The sequence below is a fragment of the Pseudomonas marginalis genome (assembly GCF_024169655.1).
Classification (GTDB): Bacteria; Pseudomonadota; Gammaproteobacteria; order Pseudomonadales; family Pseudomonadaceae; genus Aquipseudomonas; species Aquipseudomonas paraveronii.
Genome location: NZ_JALJWV010000001.1, coordinates 1,089,205 through 1,103,882 on the forward strand (window position 1 = coordinate 1,089,205; position 14,678 = coordinate 1,103,882).

Sequence of the window (14,678 nt, forward strand, 5' to 3'; positions counted from 1 at the left end):
AGTGTTTGATGAAGCGTAAAGTTGCCTTGATTACCGGTGCCGCCAGCGGCATCGGCCAAGCCCTCGCGGTGGCCTATGCGCGCAACGGCGTGGCGGTGGTGGGCGGGTATTACCCGGCCGATCCCCATGACCCGCGCACCACCGTGTCCCTGGTGGAACAGGCGGCTGGCGAATGCCTGATGCTGCCGCTGGACGTGGGCGATACCGCCTCGGTGGACGCCTTGGCCGCCCACGCCGTGCAGCATTTTGGCCGCCTGGACTATGCGGTGGCCAACGCCGGTCTGTTGCGCCGTGCGCCGCTGCTGGAAATGACCGATCAACTGTGGGACGAAATGCTCAACGTCGACCTGACGGGGGTGATGCGCACCTTCCGCGCGGCGACTCGGCATATGCCCGCGGGCGGCGCGCTGGTGGCGATTTCGTCGATTGCCGGCGGCGTATATGGCTGGCAGGAGCACAGCCATTACGCGGCGGCCAAGGCCGGTGTGCCGGGGTTGTGCCGCTCACTGGCGGTGGAATTGGCGCCATTGGGAATTCGCTGCAATGCGGTGATCCCGGGGTTGATCGAGACGCCGCAATCGCTGGACGCGCAGAACTCCCTCGGGCCGGAAGGTTTGGCCAAGGCCGCACGGGCGATTCCGTTGGGCCGGGTGGGGAGGGCGGATGAAGTGGCGTCGCTGGTGCAGTTTTTGACCAGTGATGCGTCGAGCTACCTGACCGGGCAAAGCATCGTCATCGACGGAGGCCTGACCGTGCGCTGGCCCGACTGACCCCACGCGGTGGAAAAAGTGTGGGAGGGGGCTTGCCCCCGATAGCGGTGTGTCAGTCACAGCTGTTTTATCTGAACCACCGCTATCGGGGGCAAGCCCCCTCCCACATTGGCACTGTGTTTTTTCAGGAGTTTTTGCATGAACCAACTGACCCATCGCCGCGCCGTGATCACCGGCGCCGGCAGCGGCATCGGTGCCGCCATCGCCCGTGCCTATGCCGCTGAAGGCGCACGCCTGCTGCTGGCCGACCGCAATGCCGTCAGCCTCGCCGAAACCGCCATCACCTGCCGCAACCTCGGCGCGCAAGTGTTCGAGTGCCTGGCCGATGTCGGCACCGTCGAAGGCGCCCAGGCCAGTGTCGATCGTTGCGTCGAGCATTTCGGCGGCATCGATATTCTGGTCAACAATGCCGGCATGCTCACCCAGGCGCGCTGCGTCGACCTCTCCATCGAGATGTGGAACGACATGCTGCGCGTCGACCTCACCAGCGTCTTCGTCGCCAGCCAGCGCGCCTTGCCGCACATGCTGGCGCAGGGCTGGGGGCGGATCATCAACGTCGCCTCGCAACTGGGGATCAAGGGCGGCGCCGAGCTGACCCATTACGCAGCGGCCAAGGCCGGTGTGATCGGCTTCACCAAATCCCTGGCGCTGGAAGTCGCCAAGGACAACGTGCTGGTCAACGCCATCGCGCCGGGGCCCATCGAAACGCCGTTGGTGGGCGGCATCAGCGACAGCTGGAAGCGCGCCAAGGCCGCCGAACTGCCCCTGGGCCGCTTCGGCCTGGCCGACGAAGTAGCGCCCACCGCCGTGCTGCTGGCCAGCGAGCCGGGCGGTAACCTGTTCGTCGGCCAGACCCTGGGCCCGAACTCCGGCGATGTCATGCCATGAGCGGGGTGTAGCGATGTGCGGACTCTGCGGGCTGCTCGGCGAAGACCTGCACTGGAGCGACCCCTTGGGCGATGAGTTGCCCCGGCGCCGCGAACGCCTGCGCCGGATCGCCGCGATCAACCAGGTGTTGGCGGTGTTCCGGCTCCAGGTCGAAGACTTCCAGGGCGCCTCATACCTGCTGTTGGGCGCCACCGGCAAACAGGCGTTGGCCAGCGGCCTGGATCAACTCTGGCAAGCGGCCGAAACCCTGCTCGGGCGGCCGCTGGACCCCCTCGACCCGCAACTACTCGATCACTTGGAATGCCCCTTGTAGGAGCGAGCTTGCTCGCGAAAAGCCCGAGAGCGCCGCGTGCATCCAGGATGCCCGCGTCATCGTTGACGATTTTCGCGAGCAAGCTCGCTCCTACAGGGGGCGGAGGTAACATATGAGTATTGCCCTCAACGTCATCACCGGCTTCCTCGGCAGCGGCAAAACCAGCTTGCTCACGCGCCTGCTGCAAGGCGAGAGCCTTGGCGACACCGCGCTGCTGATCAACGAGTTCGGCGACATCGGCATCGACCACCTGCTGGTGGAAGAAGTGGCGCCGGACACCGTGCTGCTGCCCAGCGGCTGCGTCTGTTGCTCGATTCGTGGCGAACTCAAAGACGCACTGCTCGGCCTCTTGCAACGCCGCGAGCGCGGCGAGATCCCGGCCTTCAAACGGGTGATCCTGGAAACCACCGGCCTGGCCGACCCGGCGCCGATCCTCGCGACCCTCAACAACGACGTGCAACTGCGCGGGCGTTTTCATATCGGCCTGGTCATCACCCTGGTCGACGCCAGCCACGCCGCCCTGCAGGAACGCCTGCACCCGGAATGGCTGGCCCAGGTGGCGGCGGCGGATCGCTTGCTGCTGAGCAAGACCGACCGGGTGGACGATTGCGAGCCGCTGCGTGTGCACCTGCAGGCGCTGAACCCGGGCACGCCGATCCTGAATACCCACGACATCCACAGCGGCGATCAACTGCTGCTCGGCGAAGGTTTGCGCAGCGCCGAACCGGCGGTCGAAGTCAGCCGCTGGCAACTGCACCGGACCACCACGGCCAGCCATGGCGCCGCGCAAGTCTGCTGCCTGACCTTCGACCAACCGCTCGATTGGGTCGGCTTCGGAGTGTGGTTGTCGATGCTGTTAAGATGCCATGGCGAACGAATCCTTCGCGTCAAAGGACTGCTCAACGTGAACGCAAGCTCGGCCCCCATCGTCATTCATGGCGTGCAGCACTGCCTGCATGCGCCAGTCCACCTGCCGGCGTGGCCGGGTACCGACCGCCAATCGCGCCTGGTGTTTATCCTGCGCGGCATCGACCCCACGCAGTTGCGCCGCTCGTTTGAAGCGTTTTCACGGCGGTTCGCAGCATGATCACCTTAAGAGTCCTCGGCACTTCGGTGACCTTGCTCGAATGCTTGCGCGTGCGGGCCGAGCAGGAACTGGGCATTCGCCTGGTATACCAGGTGCATGACGTCGAACAGGCCCAGCGCATCGCGGTGATGCAGCCCGACAGCTACGACCTGTACGACCAGTGGTTCCACAACGTCGACTTCGTGTGGCCCGCCCGCGCAATCCAGCCCATCGACACGCGGCGCATCGCCTTGTGGCACGAGATCAACGACCTGCCCAAGCGCGGTCGCCTGTCGCCCAGCGACCGCCTGGGCAGCGGCAGCGTGCCCAGTGAGCGGTTGTTTGTGCAGCACGATGGCAGCCTCGGCAGCACCGTCACCGAACGCATCAGCATGTTGCCCCTGACCCACAACGCCGACAGCTTCGCCTACCGCCCCGAACGCTTGCCCGAGGCGTTCAGCCGTAGCAATGAAAGCTGGGGCTGGTTGCTCGACCCGCAGTTGCGCGCGCGCACCGCCCTGCAAAGTGACGCCGCCATCGGTGCCCTGGATGCCGCGCTGGCGGTGCAGGGCGCCGGGCTGGCGACGTTCAAGGACATCGGCAATATGAGCATCGAAGAGATCGATGTGCTCGCCGATATCCTGGTGCGCAAGCAGAAAGAAGGGCACTTCGCAGCCTTCTGGTCCGACGATGAAGAGGCGGCGCACTTGATGCTCAGCCCGAGCATCGATATCCAGAGCCTGTGGTCGCCGACCCTGATGCGCCTGCACCGTGCGGGGGTGAAGTACCGCCTGGCGGTGCCGCGTGAAGGCTATCGCGCCTGGTTCGGTGGCCTGTCGTTGTCGCGCCATGCCCAGGGCCCGGTGCTCGACGCGGCCTATGCGTACCTCAATTGGTGGCTGTCCGGCTGGCCGGGGGCGGTGATGGCCCGCCAGGGTTACTACATCGGCAACCCGGCACGCAGCCGCGATCACTTGACCAGCGCCGAATGGGACTACTGGTACGCCGGTAAGCCCGCGCGGGAAGAATTACCGGGCAGCGATGGCCTGCCGCTGATCGATATCGGCGAAGTGCGCGACGGCGGCTCCTATGAACAGCGCATGGGGCATATCGCGGTGTGGAATTCGGTGATGGATGAACACAACTACCTGGTGCGGCGCTGGGGGGATTTCATGCGCGCGCGAGGGGGATGATGTCAAATTGCCTGTCGCCAATAATATGACGCGAAATATCCTGTTTTTATTGTATGCGCTTGCCTGAACTCCCAGCTAATCTGCTCAAACCCAACATCTTCTAAAAATGGATGTTTTTTTGACGCAGAGTCAGTCGTCGCAAGGAAGGCACATGACGAAGGGACGCAATGGCATAGAAAGGCGCACGCTTGCGCGGGCCGCGGCCATGCCGTGGCGCCACACGTTTCAGACCCGTATTGCCGGAGTGCTGGCGCTGTTGCTGCTGCTGGTGGTCGCTGCCACCTACTTCGCGGTCAAGGCCGCCACCAGCCGCGCCATGGAAAACCAGGCGCGGGTCCAATTGAAAACCGGCACTCAGGTGTTCGAACGCCTGCTGGACTTGCGCGGCCGCCGCTTGCAATACGGGCTGGACTGGCTCACCGCCGACGGCTCGTTCAAACACGCTGTGGCCGCAGGCAAGACCGCGCCGATCCTGGCCGCCCTGGGGCAACACGGGACCGGCATTCGTGGCAGTGAAGTGTTTGTGCTGGGGCTCGATGGCAAGGTGATGGTCAGTACCCTGCCTGTGCTCTCCAGCGGTCAACCGTTTCCCTACGACGCGGCACTGCGCCAGGCACGCCGCAGTGGCTTGCAAATGCTGATCGTGGCCATGGACGGGCGCCCCTATTTGCTGGTGCAAGACGAAGTGCTCGACCCGCTGCCCGTCGCCCGCGTCGTCATGGGCTTTCCCATGGACACACTGTTTGCCAATGAACTGCGTTCCATGAGCAACCTCGACGTGTCGTTCCTCAGTGTGCAAGGCGCACGCCCCGGTGCACTGTTCAGCACTCAGCCCGATGGCTACCAGGCCACCCTGGTCAACCGGCTGCGCGACCCACACCCCAACCCCGAGGCACAGATCGATCTGTTCTACGGTGAACGCGTGCTCAGCCATGTGCTGTCACTGGCCAACACCGGCGATGGCGATGCAGTGCGGGTGCTGCTGCAAAGCCCGCTGGACCATGCCCTGGAAGCCTTTGCGCCGCTGGGCCGGCAATTTCTCGGGATTGCCCTGGCGGTGTTGCTGGTGTCGCTGGCCGGCGCGTTGTTTCTGGCGCGGCGGGTGTCGCGCCCGCTCAATGCGTTGGTGGAGGCCGCCGAACGCATCGGCGCCGGTGACTACCGCACGCCGGTACGGGTGCGCGGCAACGATGAATTCGGCCTGCTGGCCCGCGCCTTCAACGCCATGCAAAGCGGGATTGCCGTGCGCGAACGGCAACTGGCCCATAACGCCCTGCATGACTCGCTCACCGGCCTGCCCAATCGCGCCCTGGCCATGGAGCGCCTGGGCAGTGCGATCAGTGCGCAGCGCCCGGTGGTGTTGCTGTACCTGGGGATTGAAAACTACCGGCTGATCAATGAAGGCTTCGGCCCGCAAGGCGTCGAGCAAATGCTCCGCGAAGCCAGCCGCTGTTTGTCCGTGAGCCTGCTGCCCAGCGACACGGCGGCGCGCATCACCGGCAGCGAGTTTCTGGTGCTGCTGGAAAACACCCAGATCGACCGCGCCGTGGCCCGTGCCGACCGTCTCTACGCGCTGATCACCGAACCCCAGCGCATCGGCAACGACGAACTGCGCCATGAAGTGAGCATTGGCATCGCCGCGTACCCCGCCGACGGCCAGCAGGTCGACGAACTGATCAGCCGCGCCGCCATTGCCCGCCATGATGCGGCGGCCTTGCCTGGCTATCTGCAGATCTACCGGCAGGACCGCGACCTGGCGCACCAGCGCCAGATCACCCTGATCCGCGACCTGCGCCGCGCCGCCCTCGAAGGTGAGTTGTTCCTGTGCTATCAGCCCAAGCTCGACCTCAAGCACGGCCATGTGCGCCAGGCCGAAGCCTTGCTGCGCTGGCAGCACCCGACCCTGGGCCTGGTGTCACCCGTCGAATTCATCCCCCTGGCCGAACGCACCGGCAGCATAGGGAGCCTGACGTTGTGGGTGATCGAAGAAGCCATCCGCCAGATCGCCGAGTGGGCGCACAGTGGTCTGCATATCCAGCTGTCGGTGAATATTTCGGTGGACGACTTGGCCGATGACGACCTGGCGATTCGCGTCACAGCCTTGCTGCTGCAATACGCCGTGCTGGCCCAGCAACTGATTTTTGAAATCACCGAAAGCGCGATCATGCACAACCCGCAACAGGCGCTCAGCGTGCTGGAACAACTGCGCGGCTGCGGCATCAGCCTGTCGGTGGATGACTTCGGCACCGGCTATTCGTCGCTGGCGCAATTGCAGCGCCTGCCGGTGCAGGAACTGAAGATCGACCAGTCCTTCGTGCGCAACCTCGACAGCACCAGCGGCGACGGCGTGATCGTGCGCTCCACCATCGAGATGAGCCATAACCTGGGGCTCAAGGTGGTGGCCGAAGGGGTTGAGTTCGAGCCCAGCCTGGCGCTGCTCAAACAGTGGAATTGCGACACCGCCCAGGGTTACTTGATCAGCCGGCCGTTGACCGCGATGGCGTTTGAGCGGTGGATGCGGCGCGAACACGTTCTGCTGTGAAAAAACCGCAGTAAAAAGGCGGCTACCCATGAGGGAAGCCGCCTTTGTTGTGCTGCCGGCACCGCTTAATCCGGCAGTTTGAACGCCATCACATAGTCACCCTGCTTGGTGCCCAGGGAGCCGTGACCGCCGGCCATGACCAGCACGTACTGCTTGCCGTCCTTGCCGGTGTAGGTCATCGGTGTGGTTTGCGCACCGGCTGGCAGGCGACCTTCCCACAGTTGCTTGCCGTTTTTCACGTCATAGGCACGCAGGTACTGGTCGAGGGTGCCGCTCAGGAAGGACACGCCACCGGCGGTGGTGAAGGTGCCGCCCAGGCTAGGCACGCCCATGGTCAGCGGGACCGGAACCGGCGAGCTGTCGCGCACGGTGCCGTTCTTGTGCATCCAGATGGTTTTGTGGGTGGTCAGGTCGACCGCTGCTACATAACCCCACGCTGGCGCCTGGCACGGCAGGCCCATCGGCGACAGCATCGCTTCGAGGATCACGCCGTAGGGCGCGCCTTTGTTCGGCTGCACGCCTTCGGTTTCGCTGACGCGTGGGCCTTGCTTGGCGATGTCGGCGGCCGGGATCAGTTTCGATTTGAATGCCATGTAGCTCGGGTTCACGAAGGCGATCTGGCGCACGGGGTCGACGGAAATGCCGCCCCAGTCGAACACGCCGAAGTTACCCGGGTAGACGATCGAACCTTGCAGCGATGGTGGAGTGAAAGCCCCGTCGTAGCGCATGGATTTGAAATCGATGCGGCACAGCATCTGGTCGAACGGGGTCACGCCCCACATGTCACGCTCTTTGAGCGGCGGTGGCATGAAGTTCAGGTCAGACTTCGGTTGCGTCGGCGAGGTGTGATCGCCCGCGACGGCGCCTTGCGGTACGGCCACTTCGTGGACCGGTACCACCGGCTGGCCCGTGGCGCGGTCCAGCACGTAGATGCTGCCTTGTTTGGTCGACGCCATCACCGCTTGCTTCACGCCGGCTTCGGTCTTGATGTCGATCAGCGACGGCTGGCCGCCCACGTCCATGTCCCACAGGTCATGGTGGGTGAACTGGAAGGTCCACTTCACGTGGCCGCTGTCGATGTCCAGGGCGGTCAGGCCGGCGCTGTATTTTTCCGAATCTTCGGTACGGTCGCCGCCGTATTGGTCGGGCATCTGGTTGCCCATCGGCAGGTAAAGCATGCCGAGTTTTTCATCCACGGAGAACATGGACCACATGTTCGGCGAGTTGCGGGTGTAGGTCTTGCCCTCGGCCAACGGGGTGGTGTCGTCCGGGTTGCCACTGTCCCAGTTCCACACCAGCTTGCCGGTGTGTACGTCGAACGCACGGATCACGCCGCTTGGCTCGTCGGTGGAGACGTTATCGGTGACGTGACCGCCGATCACTACCAGGTTTTTGGTCACGGCCGGCGGCGAGGTGGAGTAGTAACCGCCTGGGGCGAAGCTGCCGATATTGGCACGCAGGTCGACCTGGCCTTTGTCGCCGAAGTCTTCGCACATCTTGCCGGTGTCGGCGTTCAGGGCGATCAGACGGGTGTCGGCGGTCGGTACGAAGATGCGTTTCGGGCAGGCGTTCGGCGCGGCAGCCGGGCTGGCGCTGCCGGTCGGGCTCTGTTCGGAGGCGTAGGCGGCGTCATCGTGATACGACACGCCACGGCAGGTCATGTGCGCCCAACCCTTGAAGCTCTCGGCGCCTTGGGTGGTGATCTTCGGATCGAAACGCCAGATTTCCTTGCCGGTATCCGGGTCGAGGGCAATCACCTGGCTGTGCGGGGTACACACGTAGAGCATGCCGTTGACTTTCAGCGGGGTGTTTTCCGCGGTGGTTTCACCGGGGTCGCCTGCGCCGGGAATGTCGCCGGTGCGGAAGGTCCAGGCTGGCACCAGTTTGTGGGCGTTTTCCGGGGTGATCTGTGCCAGGGGTGAGTAGCGATCGCCGTAGGCCGAACGGCCGTAGGAGTTCCAGTCGCCATCGGCCTGGGTCGGTGCAGCGCTGGCCATGCCTGGCACCGCGTCGCGGTCCAGTTGGCCTTTGATTTCACCCGGGTGGGTGAATTGGCTGGCCACGGCGGCGGCGCCGGCCAGGACCACGGCCACGCTCAGCGCGCCGGTGCCCAGCGGTGCCGGTTGGCCACGCAGCAATGGACGGCGAAACCATGGGAGCAGCATGACGATGCCCAGGGCGAACAGCAGTGCCAGGCGCGGCACCAACTGCCACCAGTCCAGGCCGACTTCCCACAGTGCCCACACGGTGCTGGCGAACAGCACCAGTGCGTACAGGCCCAGCGCGGCGCGGCGGGTGGCCAGCAGCAGAAGGCCGGTCAGGGTGATGCCGATACCGGCCAGCAGGTAGTACAGCGACCCGCCGAGCAGGCTCAGCTTGATACCACCGGCCAGCAGGGCCAGGCCCATGATCAGCAGCAAGACGCCTAGCAGCCTGGGCAGTAGGCGGCTTGGGCTTGAGGCACCATCAGTGCTCATAGTGTGTTTCTCCGTGACGTTGGAATTATGTATCCCCGTGTTGCTTCACTGTAGATGACGATTTGGCACGGGCTTGGTTCAGCGTTAATTGGGTTTTTCTGGGGGTAGCGTGGGTTATCCACAGGCGGGCGATTTATCCCCAGGCGCGGCTGGGTGTGAGACAGCGCTGTCTTTATGGCGAGGGTTAGTCGGCAAGATGGGGTTGACCGAGGGTGAATCGTTTCAGGTTATTGCCGCCAAGGATAATGCGCTGGGGCGTTGAGAGAAAGTGAAAATCGCAAGATGCATTATTTCGGATTTGGTAACAGTGACGGATTGTCGCTGTTAAACGGGGGAGTTTGCTGGTGTGGCGGCCTTGTAGTCAGCCCGGGGAGTGGGGTGTATATGCGTTTCTTTGGTAACGGCGGCTTATGGTTCCGCCCTTACGGCGGGTCACTTTTGAAAAGCGCAAAAGTAACCCAAACGCTCTTGCCCCACCACTCGGCACCGCCCCTCCCACATTTGGATCTCCATAGCGGCGTTTTTTTGGGTGGTTAGAAGGTGGTGCGTAGGCCCACTTGCACGCTTCTGCCTGCTGCCGGGGCGATGTCGCGCAGGATCGAGCTGGCGTAGCGCACGGTCTGGTTGGTCAGGTTTTCGCCGTTGACGAACGCCAGCCACTGGCTGCCGCCGACGTTGAAGCGATAGCCGGCGCTGGCGCCTAACGTGGTGTAGCCGTCGGTGCCGTTTTCGTTGGTCGGCACGCGGCCTTGCCCGGCGGCGTGTTCGATGTCGATGCGTGCTTGCCAGCGGTCCAGTTCCCACAACAAGCCGCTGTTCAGGCGCAGCGGTGCGATGCGTGGCAGGGCTTCGCCGGTGTCGAGGTTGGTGGCGCGGGTGTAGTCGCCTGACAGTTCCAGCGCGAATTTGCCGTAGGCGCTTTCGCCGAGCTTCCAGTGATCCTGGGCTTCAAAGCCGGCGAAACGGGCGCGTACTCCCGAGTATTTGTATTCAGGGATGCCGGCTGCGTCTTCTTCACCTTCGTCGTTCAGTGTGCGACCTGTGCCCAGCAGGCCGATGTAGTTGGAGAAGCGGCTGTAGAACACGCCGAAGCTGCCTTTGTGCGTGCCGTTGTCAAAGCGCAGGGCCAGGTCGCTGGACACGGCTTTTTCTTTTTTCAGGTTGGCGTCGCCTAATTCGTAGGTGCCGGTGGCGACGTGGGCGCCGTTGGCGTACAGCTCGTAGAAGGTCGGCGCGCGTTCGGTGTAGCCCAGGGTCGCGGCCAGGGACCAGATTGGCGTGAGGGTGTAGACCGCGCCGGACGATAGGCTGCCGGCGGTGAAGTCGTTGGTTTTGTTGGCATTGGCGAAACGTGCGTTGCCTTTGCCGTCCGGGTCGACGCTGGTGTGCTCCAGGCGTCCGCCGAGGCTGAGTTTCAGGCGTTCGGTGGCCTGCATTTCTTCGAGGATAAACAGTGCGCCGGTGTTGGTGTCGGTCTGGGGCACGAAGGCTTCTTCGCCGAGGGCCGAGAATTCGTTGCGGGTCACTTGTGCGCCGACCACGCCGTCGAACGGGCCGAGCGGCTGGTGGCGCGCTTCAACCCGTGCTTCGTAGCCCTTGTTCTTGAAGACCGTGCCGGTTTCGCCGCCTTCGATTTCGCGGTGTTCGTAGTCGGTGTAGCCCGCGTCGAGTTTCACCGAGGTGAACGGGCCTTGCAGGTTGCGGATCTCGGAGGCAAACGCGTAGTGGTCCTGCTTCATGCGGATGCGCACCGCCTGCTCGGCGGGTGAGCCGTAGTTGCTGTCGTAGGTGCTGTAGGACAGCCCGGCATAACCGTCGTCCCAGGTGTAGGAACCGCCCAGCGCTCCGCCGTCCTGGCGCCCGTCGCTGTTGCCCAGGCGGCCGTTTTTGCCGGGGCCGTCTTCGGTCTCCGGGGCGTGGCGGCTGCGGGCCTGGCCCGGGATTTTCAGGTCATTGAATTGCCGCGCGTTGGCGTCCAGGTGCAGGGCGAAGGTGCCGTTGCCGGCTTCGAGCTTGCCCGCGCTGCTGCGCGTGGTGTCGGCGCCGCCGTAGCGTAATTCACCGGCGCCGTGGATGCCTTCGATGGCTTCGGTGGGGATGCGGTTGTCGAAGGTGTTGACCACGCCGCCGATGGCGCTGCCGCCGTACAACAGGGCCGCCGGGCCACGCACGATTTCGATGCGGTCGACGTTGACCGGGTCCAGCGGGACGGCGTGGTCGTAGGACAGCGACGAGGCATCCAGTGCGCCCACGCCGTTGCGCAGGATGCGAATGCGGTCGCCGTCCTGGCCGCGAATGATCGGTCGGCTGGCGCCCGGGCCGAAGTAGGACGACGACACGCCCGGCTGCTTGTTCAGGGTTTCGCCGAGGCTGCCTTTTTGTTGCAGGGTCAGGTCATCGCCTTCCAGCACGGTGGTCGGTGAAGCCAGTTGCTCGCTGCCCAACGGGTTGGCGGTGATGACTTGGGGTGGCAGTTCCAGCGCGTGGGCTTCGGAGCAGATCAGCAGGGCGGCGGCGAGGGGGGACAAGCGCCAGGCAGAGGAGAGGGACATCGGACATTCCTTGGCAAAACGACAAAAAAGAGAAGGCGGCAGACGTTATCGAACGGCTTGTTTTTGATTGTTATCGTTATAATATAACATCTCTTTTTGCTCTGAAAAGAGCAACTTTTCCCCAGGGGCTATATTCAATGCGGTGCTTCCACCTGTTCGCCCCGTCGGCTAAGGTGCGTGGCTGTATTTCCTCTTTTTGCGATAGGCCTGGCATGACCGCGACAAGCAACGACCCGCTTCACGGCGTGACTCTGCAACACGTCCTCACCACCCTGGTGGAACACTACGAATGGAGTGGTTTGGCCGAGCGCATCGATGTTCGCTGCTTCAAGAGCGACCCGAGCATCAAGTCGAGCCTGACGTTTCTGCGCAAAACCCCGTGGGCGCGGGAGAAAGTCGAAGGGCTGTACGTGAAACTGATGCGCACCAAACGCCCGTTGGACTGAACCCATGAAGCGCTGTGTAGCGGCGGCCGCCCTGGCCGGTTGGGTGGGGTTGGCGGTTCAGCAATACCTGATTTTCTATTCGCGCTGGTCGACGGGCGCCAGCCTGTTGGGCGGGCTGGTCAACTTTTTCAGCTTCTTCACGGTGCTGACCAACACCCTGGTGGTGGTGGTGCTGAGCTACGCCGTGGTTGAGCGTGATTCAGCGGCGAAGCGGTTTTTCCTGGCGCCCAGGGTCAGCAGCGCGATTGCCGTCAGCATCGTGCTGGTGAGCCTGGCCTATAACCTGTTGCTGCGGCATTTGTGGCAGCCCGAGGGGTTCCAGTTCATCGCCGACGAATTGCTGCACGACGTGATGCCGCTGCTGTTTGTCGTCTACTGGTGGCGCTGCGTGCCCAAGGGGGCTTTGCGGTTCAGGCACATTGGCCTGTGGGTGCTGTACCCGCTGGTGTACTTCGCCTATGTGCTGCTGCGCGGGGATTTGCTCGGGCAGTACCAGTACCCGTTTTTCGACGTCGGTACCCTCGGTTATCCACAGGTGTTCGTGAATGCCGGGGGGATTCTGGCGGGGTTTGTGCTGATTGCGCTGGCGGTGGTGGGCTTGGACACATGGCTCAAGCAGGCCCGATAAAAAGGCGCGGCTTGCTCGCGATAGCAGGGGGCCAGACGAGCCTGTTGTGATTGATACACCGCTATCGCGGGCAAGTCCGGCGCCCACCGTTGACCGAGTTGTTCATGAGAACACGCTCCAATGTGGGCTTGCCGGCCCGAACATCTACCCTATCAACCCCCCCGCATTCGCCGTCATCGGCATCGCCCACAGTGGCGTTCGCGCGCGGCTTCCTCTCCTCATTTTTTGTTTAATTATTTAGTGGGTTTGGCCAAGTAAGTGCTGCTATTTTCTGCGCGTGTAATCCTGTTCTTACATACTTGTTAGTTGCTGATAGATTCTCATTAATCTTCATGTAGCCGTTTTCCTACGGATACTTTTAAAGTTTTGGCAAAACGCCATAGTTTTCCTATGTGTCTGGGTGTAACAAGGCTACGCAAGTTTGCGAAACAGACGGCTTACTTGCTCGTGATAGACCTAGACAATTGTCTCGCTTCGAACGCACTCCTGTTTTGCAATACAAATAATTGGAAAAGACTGTTTTGCGCGCCATCGCGTGATCCCAATTGTTGTCGAGGTGAAATAGGAAGTTGAAACCTGTTCGTCGCTTGTTTGATGAGTCCTACGCACTGCTGCGGCAGGGTTTCTTTTTATTAATGTGTGAGTACTGGTAAATGAAAAGCAAAATGAAAACTGCACTGTTGTCTATCGGGCTGCTGATGGGTTCGGCATCCGTTGTTCAGGCGGCGGATGGAACCGTTACGTTCATCGGCTCGGTCCACTCGGGGGCTTGCTCCATTAAGCCTGACTCCGTCGATCAGACCGTTCACCTGGGGGCGATCGCAAAGCATCAGTTGCAAAGCGGCGGCAAGTCTGAAGCCCGACGTATGCTTATTGAACTTGAAGGCTGCGATTTGACTGGCCTCACTGATAACACCGTGACGACCACCTTCACCGGTGCACCCTCGGGCGCTGTGCCTGGCGCGATCGGCACGGTCGGCGGTGCGGGTGGCATCGGCATCATGATGACGCATGGCAACAAACTCGTTGAGCTGGGTGTCCCTACGACTCCGCAGGCCATTGTCGTCGGTGATAACACCCTGGAGTTCGGTGCCTATGTACAAGGCGCCGCTGCGGACCCGATCGTCCCTGGCAGTTTCAGCGCGGTAACCAATTTCACCTTGGCTTATCAGTGAGTTTTCCCCCCGCCACTTAAGGTGGCGGGGGACGCTGGCGGGAGAAAACGGTGAAAACATTCATACGCCTTGCTATCACCTCTTCATTGACGATGTTCATCAACCCTAGCGTGTTCGCGCAGGAGCCTGCGCAAGGCGCCGGGGTCGTCACGTTGGGGGGGGAGATCATTGACTCAGCTTGCGGGCTGGAATTGGTCAGTGCCGATCAATCCATCGAGATGGCTCCCGAACCCATAGGTCGGCTCTTGCGAAATACGATGGGCGAACCACACCCCTTCCAGCTGCGTCTGGTCAATTGCTCATTGAGTCGCCCCGACCCGTCGCGGCCAGGCGTCAGTCTGCCGGATTGGCAGCATCTGCAAGTGACCTTTGACGGGGCTCGCGATAGAGACGGTCGCTCCTTTGCTGCCTTCGGCGATTCAGAGGGGATTGCCCTTCATATCTGGGACGCGGCTGGTCAAGAGAGTGTTCCGGGTGAGCCGATGCCTCTGCTGCCGTTGGCTGAAGGTGACATGACACTTCACTACACGCTTCGCCTGATTGGAAACGGACTGCCGCTGGTGCCTGGCGCTCACCTTGCTGCGGTGCGGTTCAAGTTGGAATACTTTTGAACAGTGATGGGTTGTTT

12 protein-coding genes are annotated in these 14,678 nt (G+C 62.6%); 10 read left to right on the top strand and 2 right to left on the bottom strand.

The window, feature by feature from the left end:
* Positions 1–8 precede the first annotated feature (8 nt).
* The 6 genes from J2Y83_RS04880 to J2Y83_RS04905 all read left to right on the top strand — a co-directional run bounded on the left by J2Y83_RS04880 (position 9) and on the right by J2Y83_RS04905 (position 6,772).
* The gene (locus J2Y83_RS04880; RefSeq protein ID WP_247402140.1) at positions 9–770 is read left to right on the top strand and encodes an SDR family NAD(P)-dependent oxidoreductase; all 762 of its coding nucleotides are present in this window, start codon (positions 9–11) and stop codon (positions 768–770) included.
* A 138-nt stretch (positions 771–908) separates the two neighbouring features.
* Positions 909–1,658: an SDR family NAD(P)-dependent oxidoreductase gene (locus J2Y83_RS04885; RefSeq protein WP_253393536.1), complete on the top strand. Its 750-nt coding sequence runs from the start codon at positions 909–911 to the stop codon at positions 1,656–1,658.
* A 13-nt stretch (positions 1,659–1,671) separates the two neighbouring features.
* A complete protein-coding gene (locus J2Y83_RS04890) occupies positions 1,672–1,971 on the top strand; it encodes a hypothetical protein (protein WP_253393537.1) in 300 nt (99 codons plus the stop codon).
* Positions 1,972–2,083: 112 nt separating this feature from the next.
* Positions 2,084–3,058, top strand: a complete 975-nt coding sequence (locus J2Y83_RS04895; protein WP_253393538.1) for a CobW family GTP-binding protein — start codon at positions 2,084–2,086, stop codon at positions 3,056–3,058.
* Positions 3,055–4,230 carry an ABC transporter substrate-binding protein gene (locus J2Y83_RS04900; protein ID WP_253393539.1) on the top strand — a complete coding sequence of 392 codons (1,176 nt, stop codon included), beginning with the start codon at positions 3,055–3,057 and terminating at the stop codon, positions 4,228–4,230. Before J2Y83_RS04895 ends, J2Y83_RS04900 begins: the two co-directional genes overlap by 4 nt.
* A gap of 205 nt (positions 4,231–4,435) precedes the next feature.
* The gene (locus J2Y83_RS04905) at positions 4,436–6,772 is read left to right on the top strand and encodes a putative bifunctional diguanylate cyclase/phosphodiesterase (RefSeq protein WP_253400347.1); all 2,337 of its coding nucleotides are present in this window, start codon (positions 4,436–4,438) and stop codon (positions 6,770–6,772) included.
* Positions 6,773–6,837: 65 nt separating this feature from the next.
* Here the strand turns inward: J2Y83_RS04905 and J2Y83_RS04910 are convergent, their stop codons facing one another.
* Together J2Y83_RS04910 and J2Y83_RS04915 are read right to left on the bottom strand one after the other, a co-directional pair.
* The gene (locus J2Y83_RS04910; protein ID WP_253393540.1) at positions 6,838–9,249 is read right to left on the bottom strand and encodes a glucose/quinate/shikimate family membrane-bound PQQ-dependent dehydrogenase; all 2,412 of its coding nucleotides are present in this window, start codon (positions 9,247–9,249) and stop codon (positions 6,838–6,840) included.
* 533 nt (positions 9,250–9,782) lie between these two features.
* Positions 9,783–11,801, bottom strand: a complete 2,019-nt coding sequence (locus tag J2Y83_RS04915) for a TonB-dependent receptor (protein ID WP_253393541.1) — start codon at positions 11,799–11,801, stop codon at positions 9,783–9,785.
* A gap of 212 nt (positions 11,802–12,013) precedes the next feature.
* Here J2Y83_RS04915 and J2Y83_RS04920 point away from each other — a divergent pair, with 212 nt between their 5' ends.
* From J2Y83_RS04920 to J2Y83_RS04935, 4 genes are all read left to right on the top strand, one after another.
* A complete protein-coding gene (locus tag J2Y83_RS04920) occupies positions 12,014–12,247 on the top strand; it encodes a VF530 family DNA-binding protein (RefSeq protein ID WP_010212838.1) in 234 nt (77 codons plus the stop codon).
* A 4-nt stretch (positions 12,248–12,251) separates the two neighbouring features.
* A complete protein-coding gene (locus tag J2Y83_RS04925) occupies positions 12,252–12,875 on the top strand; it encodes a Pr6Pr family membrane protein (RefSeq protein ID WP_253393542.1) in 624 nt (207 codons plus the stop codon).
* 665 nt (positions 12,876–13,540) lie between these two features.
* Positions 13,541–14,050 carry a fimbrial protein gene (locus J2Y83_RS04930; RefSeq protein WP_253393543.1) on the top strand — a complete coding sequence of 170 codons (510 nt, stop codon included), beginning with the start codon at positions 13,541–13,543 and terminating at the stop codon, positions 14,048–14,050.
* A gap of 50 nt (positions 14,051–14,100) precedes the next feature.
* Positions 14,101–14,661, top strand: coding sequence for a fimbrial protein (locus J2Y83_RS04935; protein ID WP_253393544.1), 561 nt, complete (start codon positions 14,101–14,103; stop codon positions 14,659–14,661).
* Positions 14,662–14,678 lie beyond the last annotated feature (17 nt).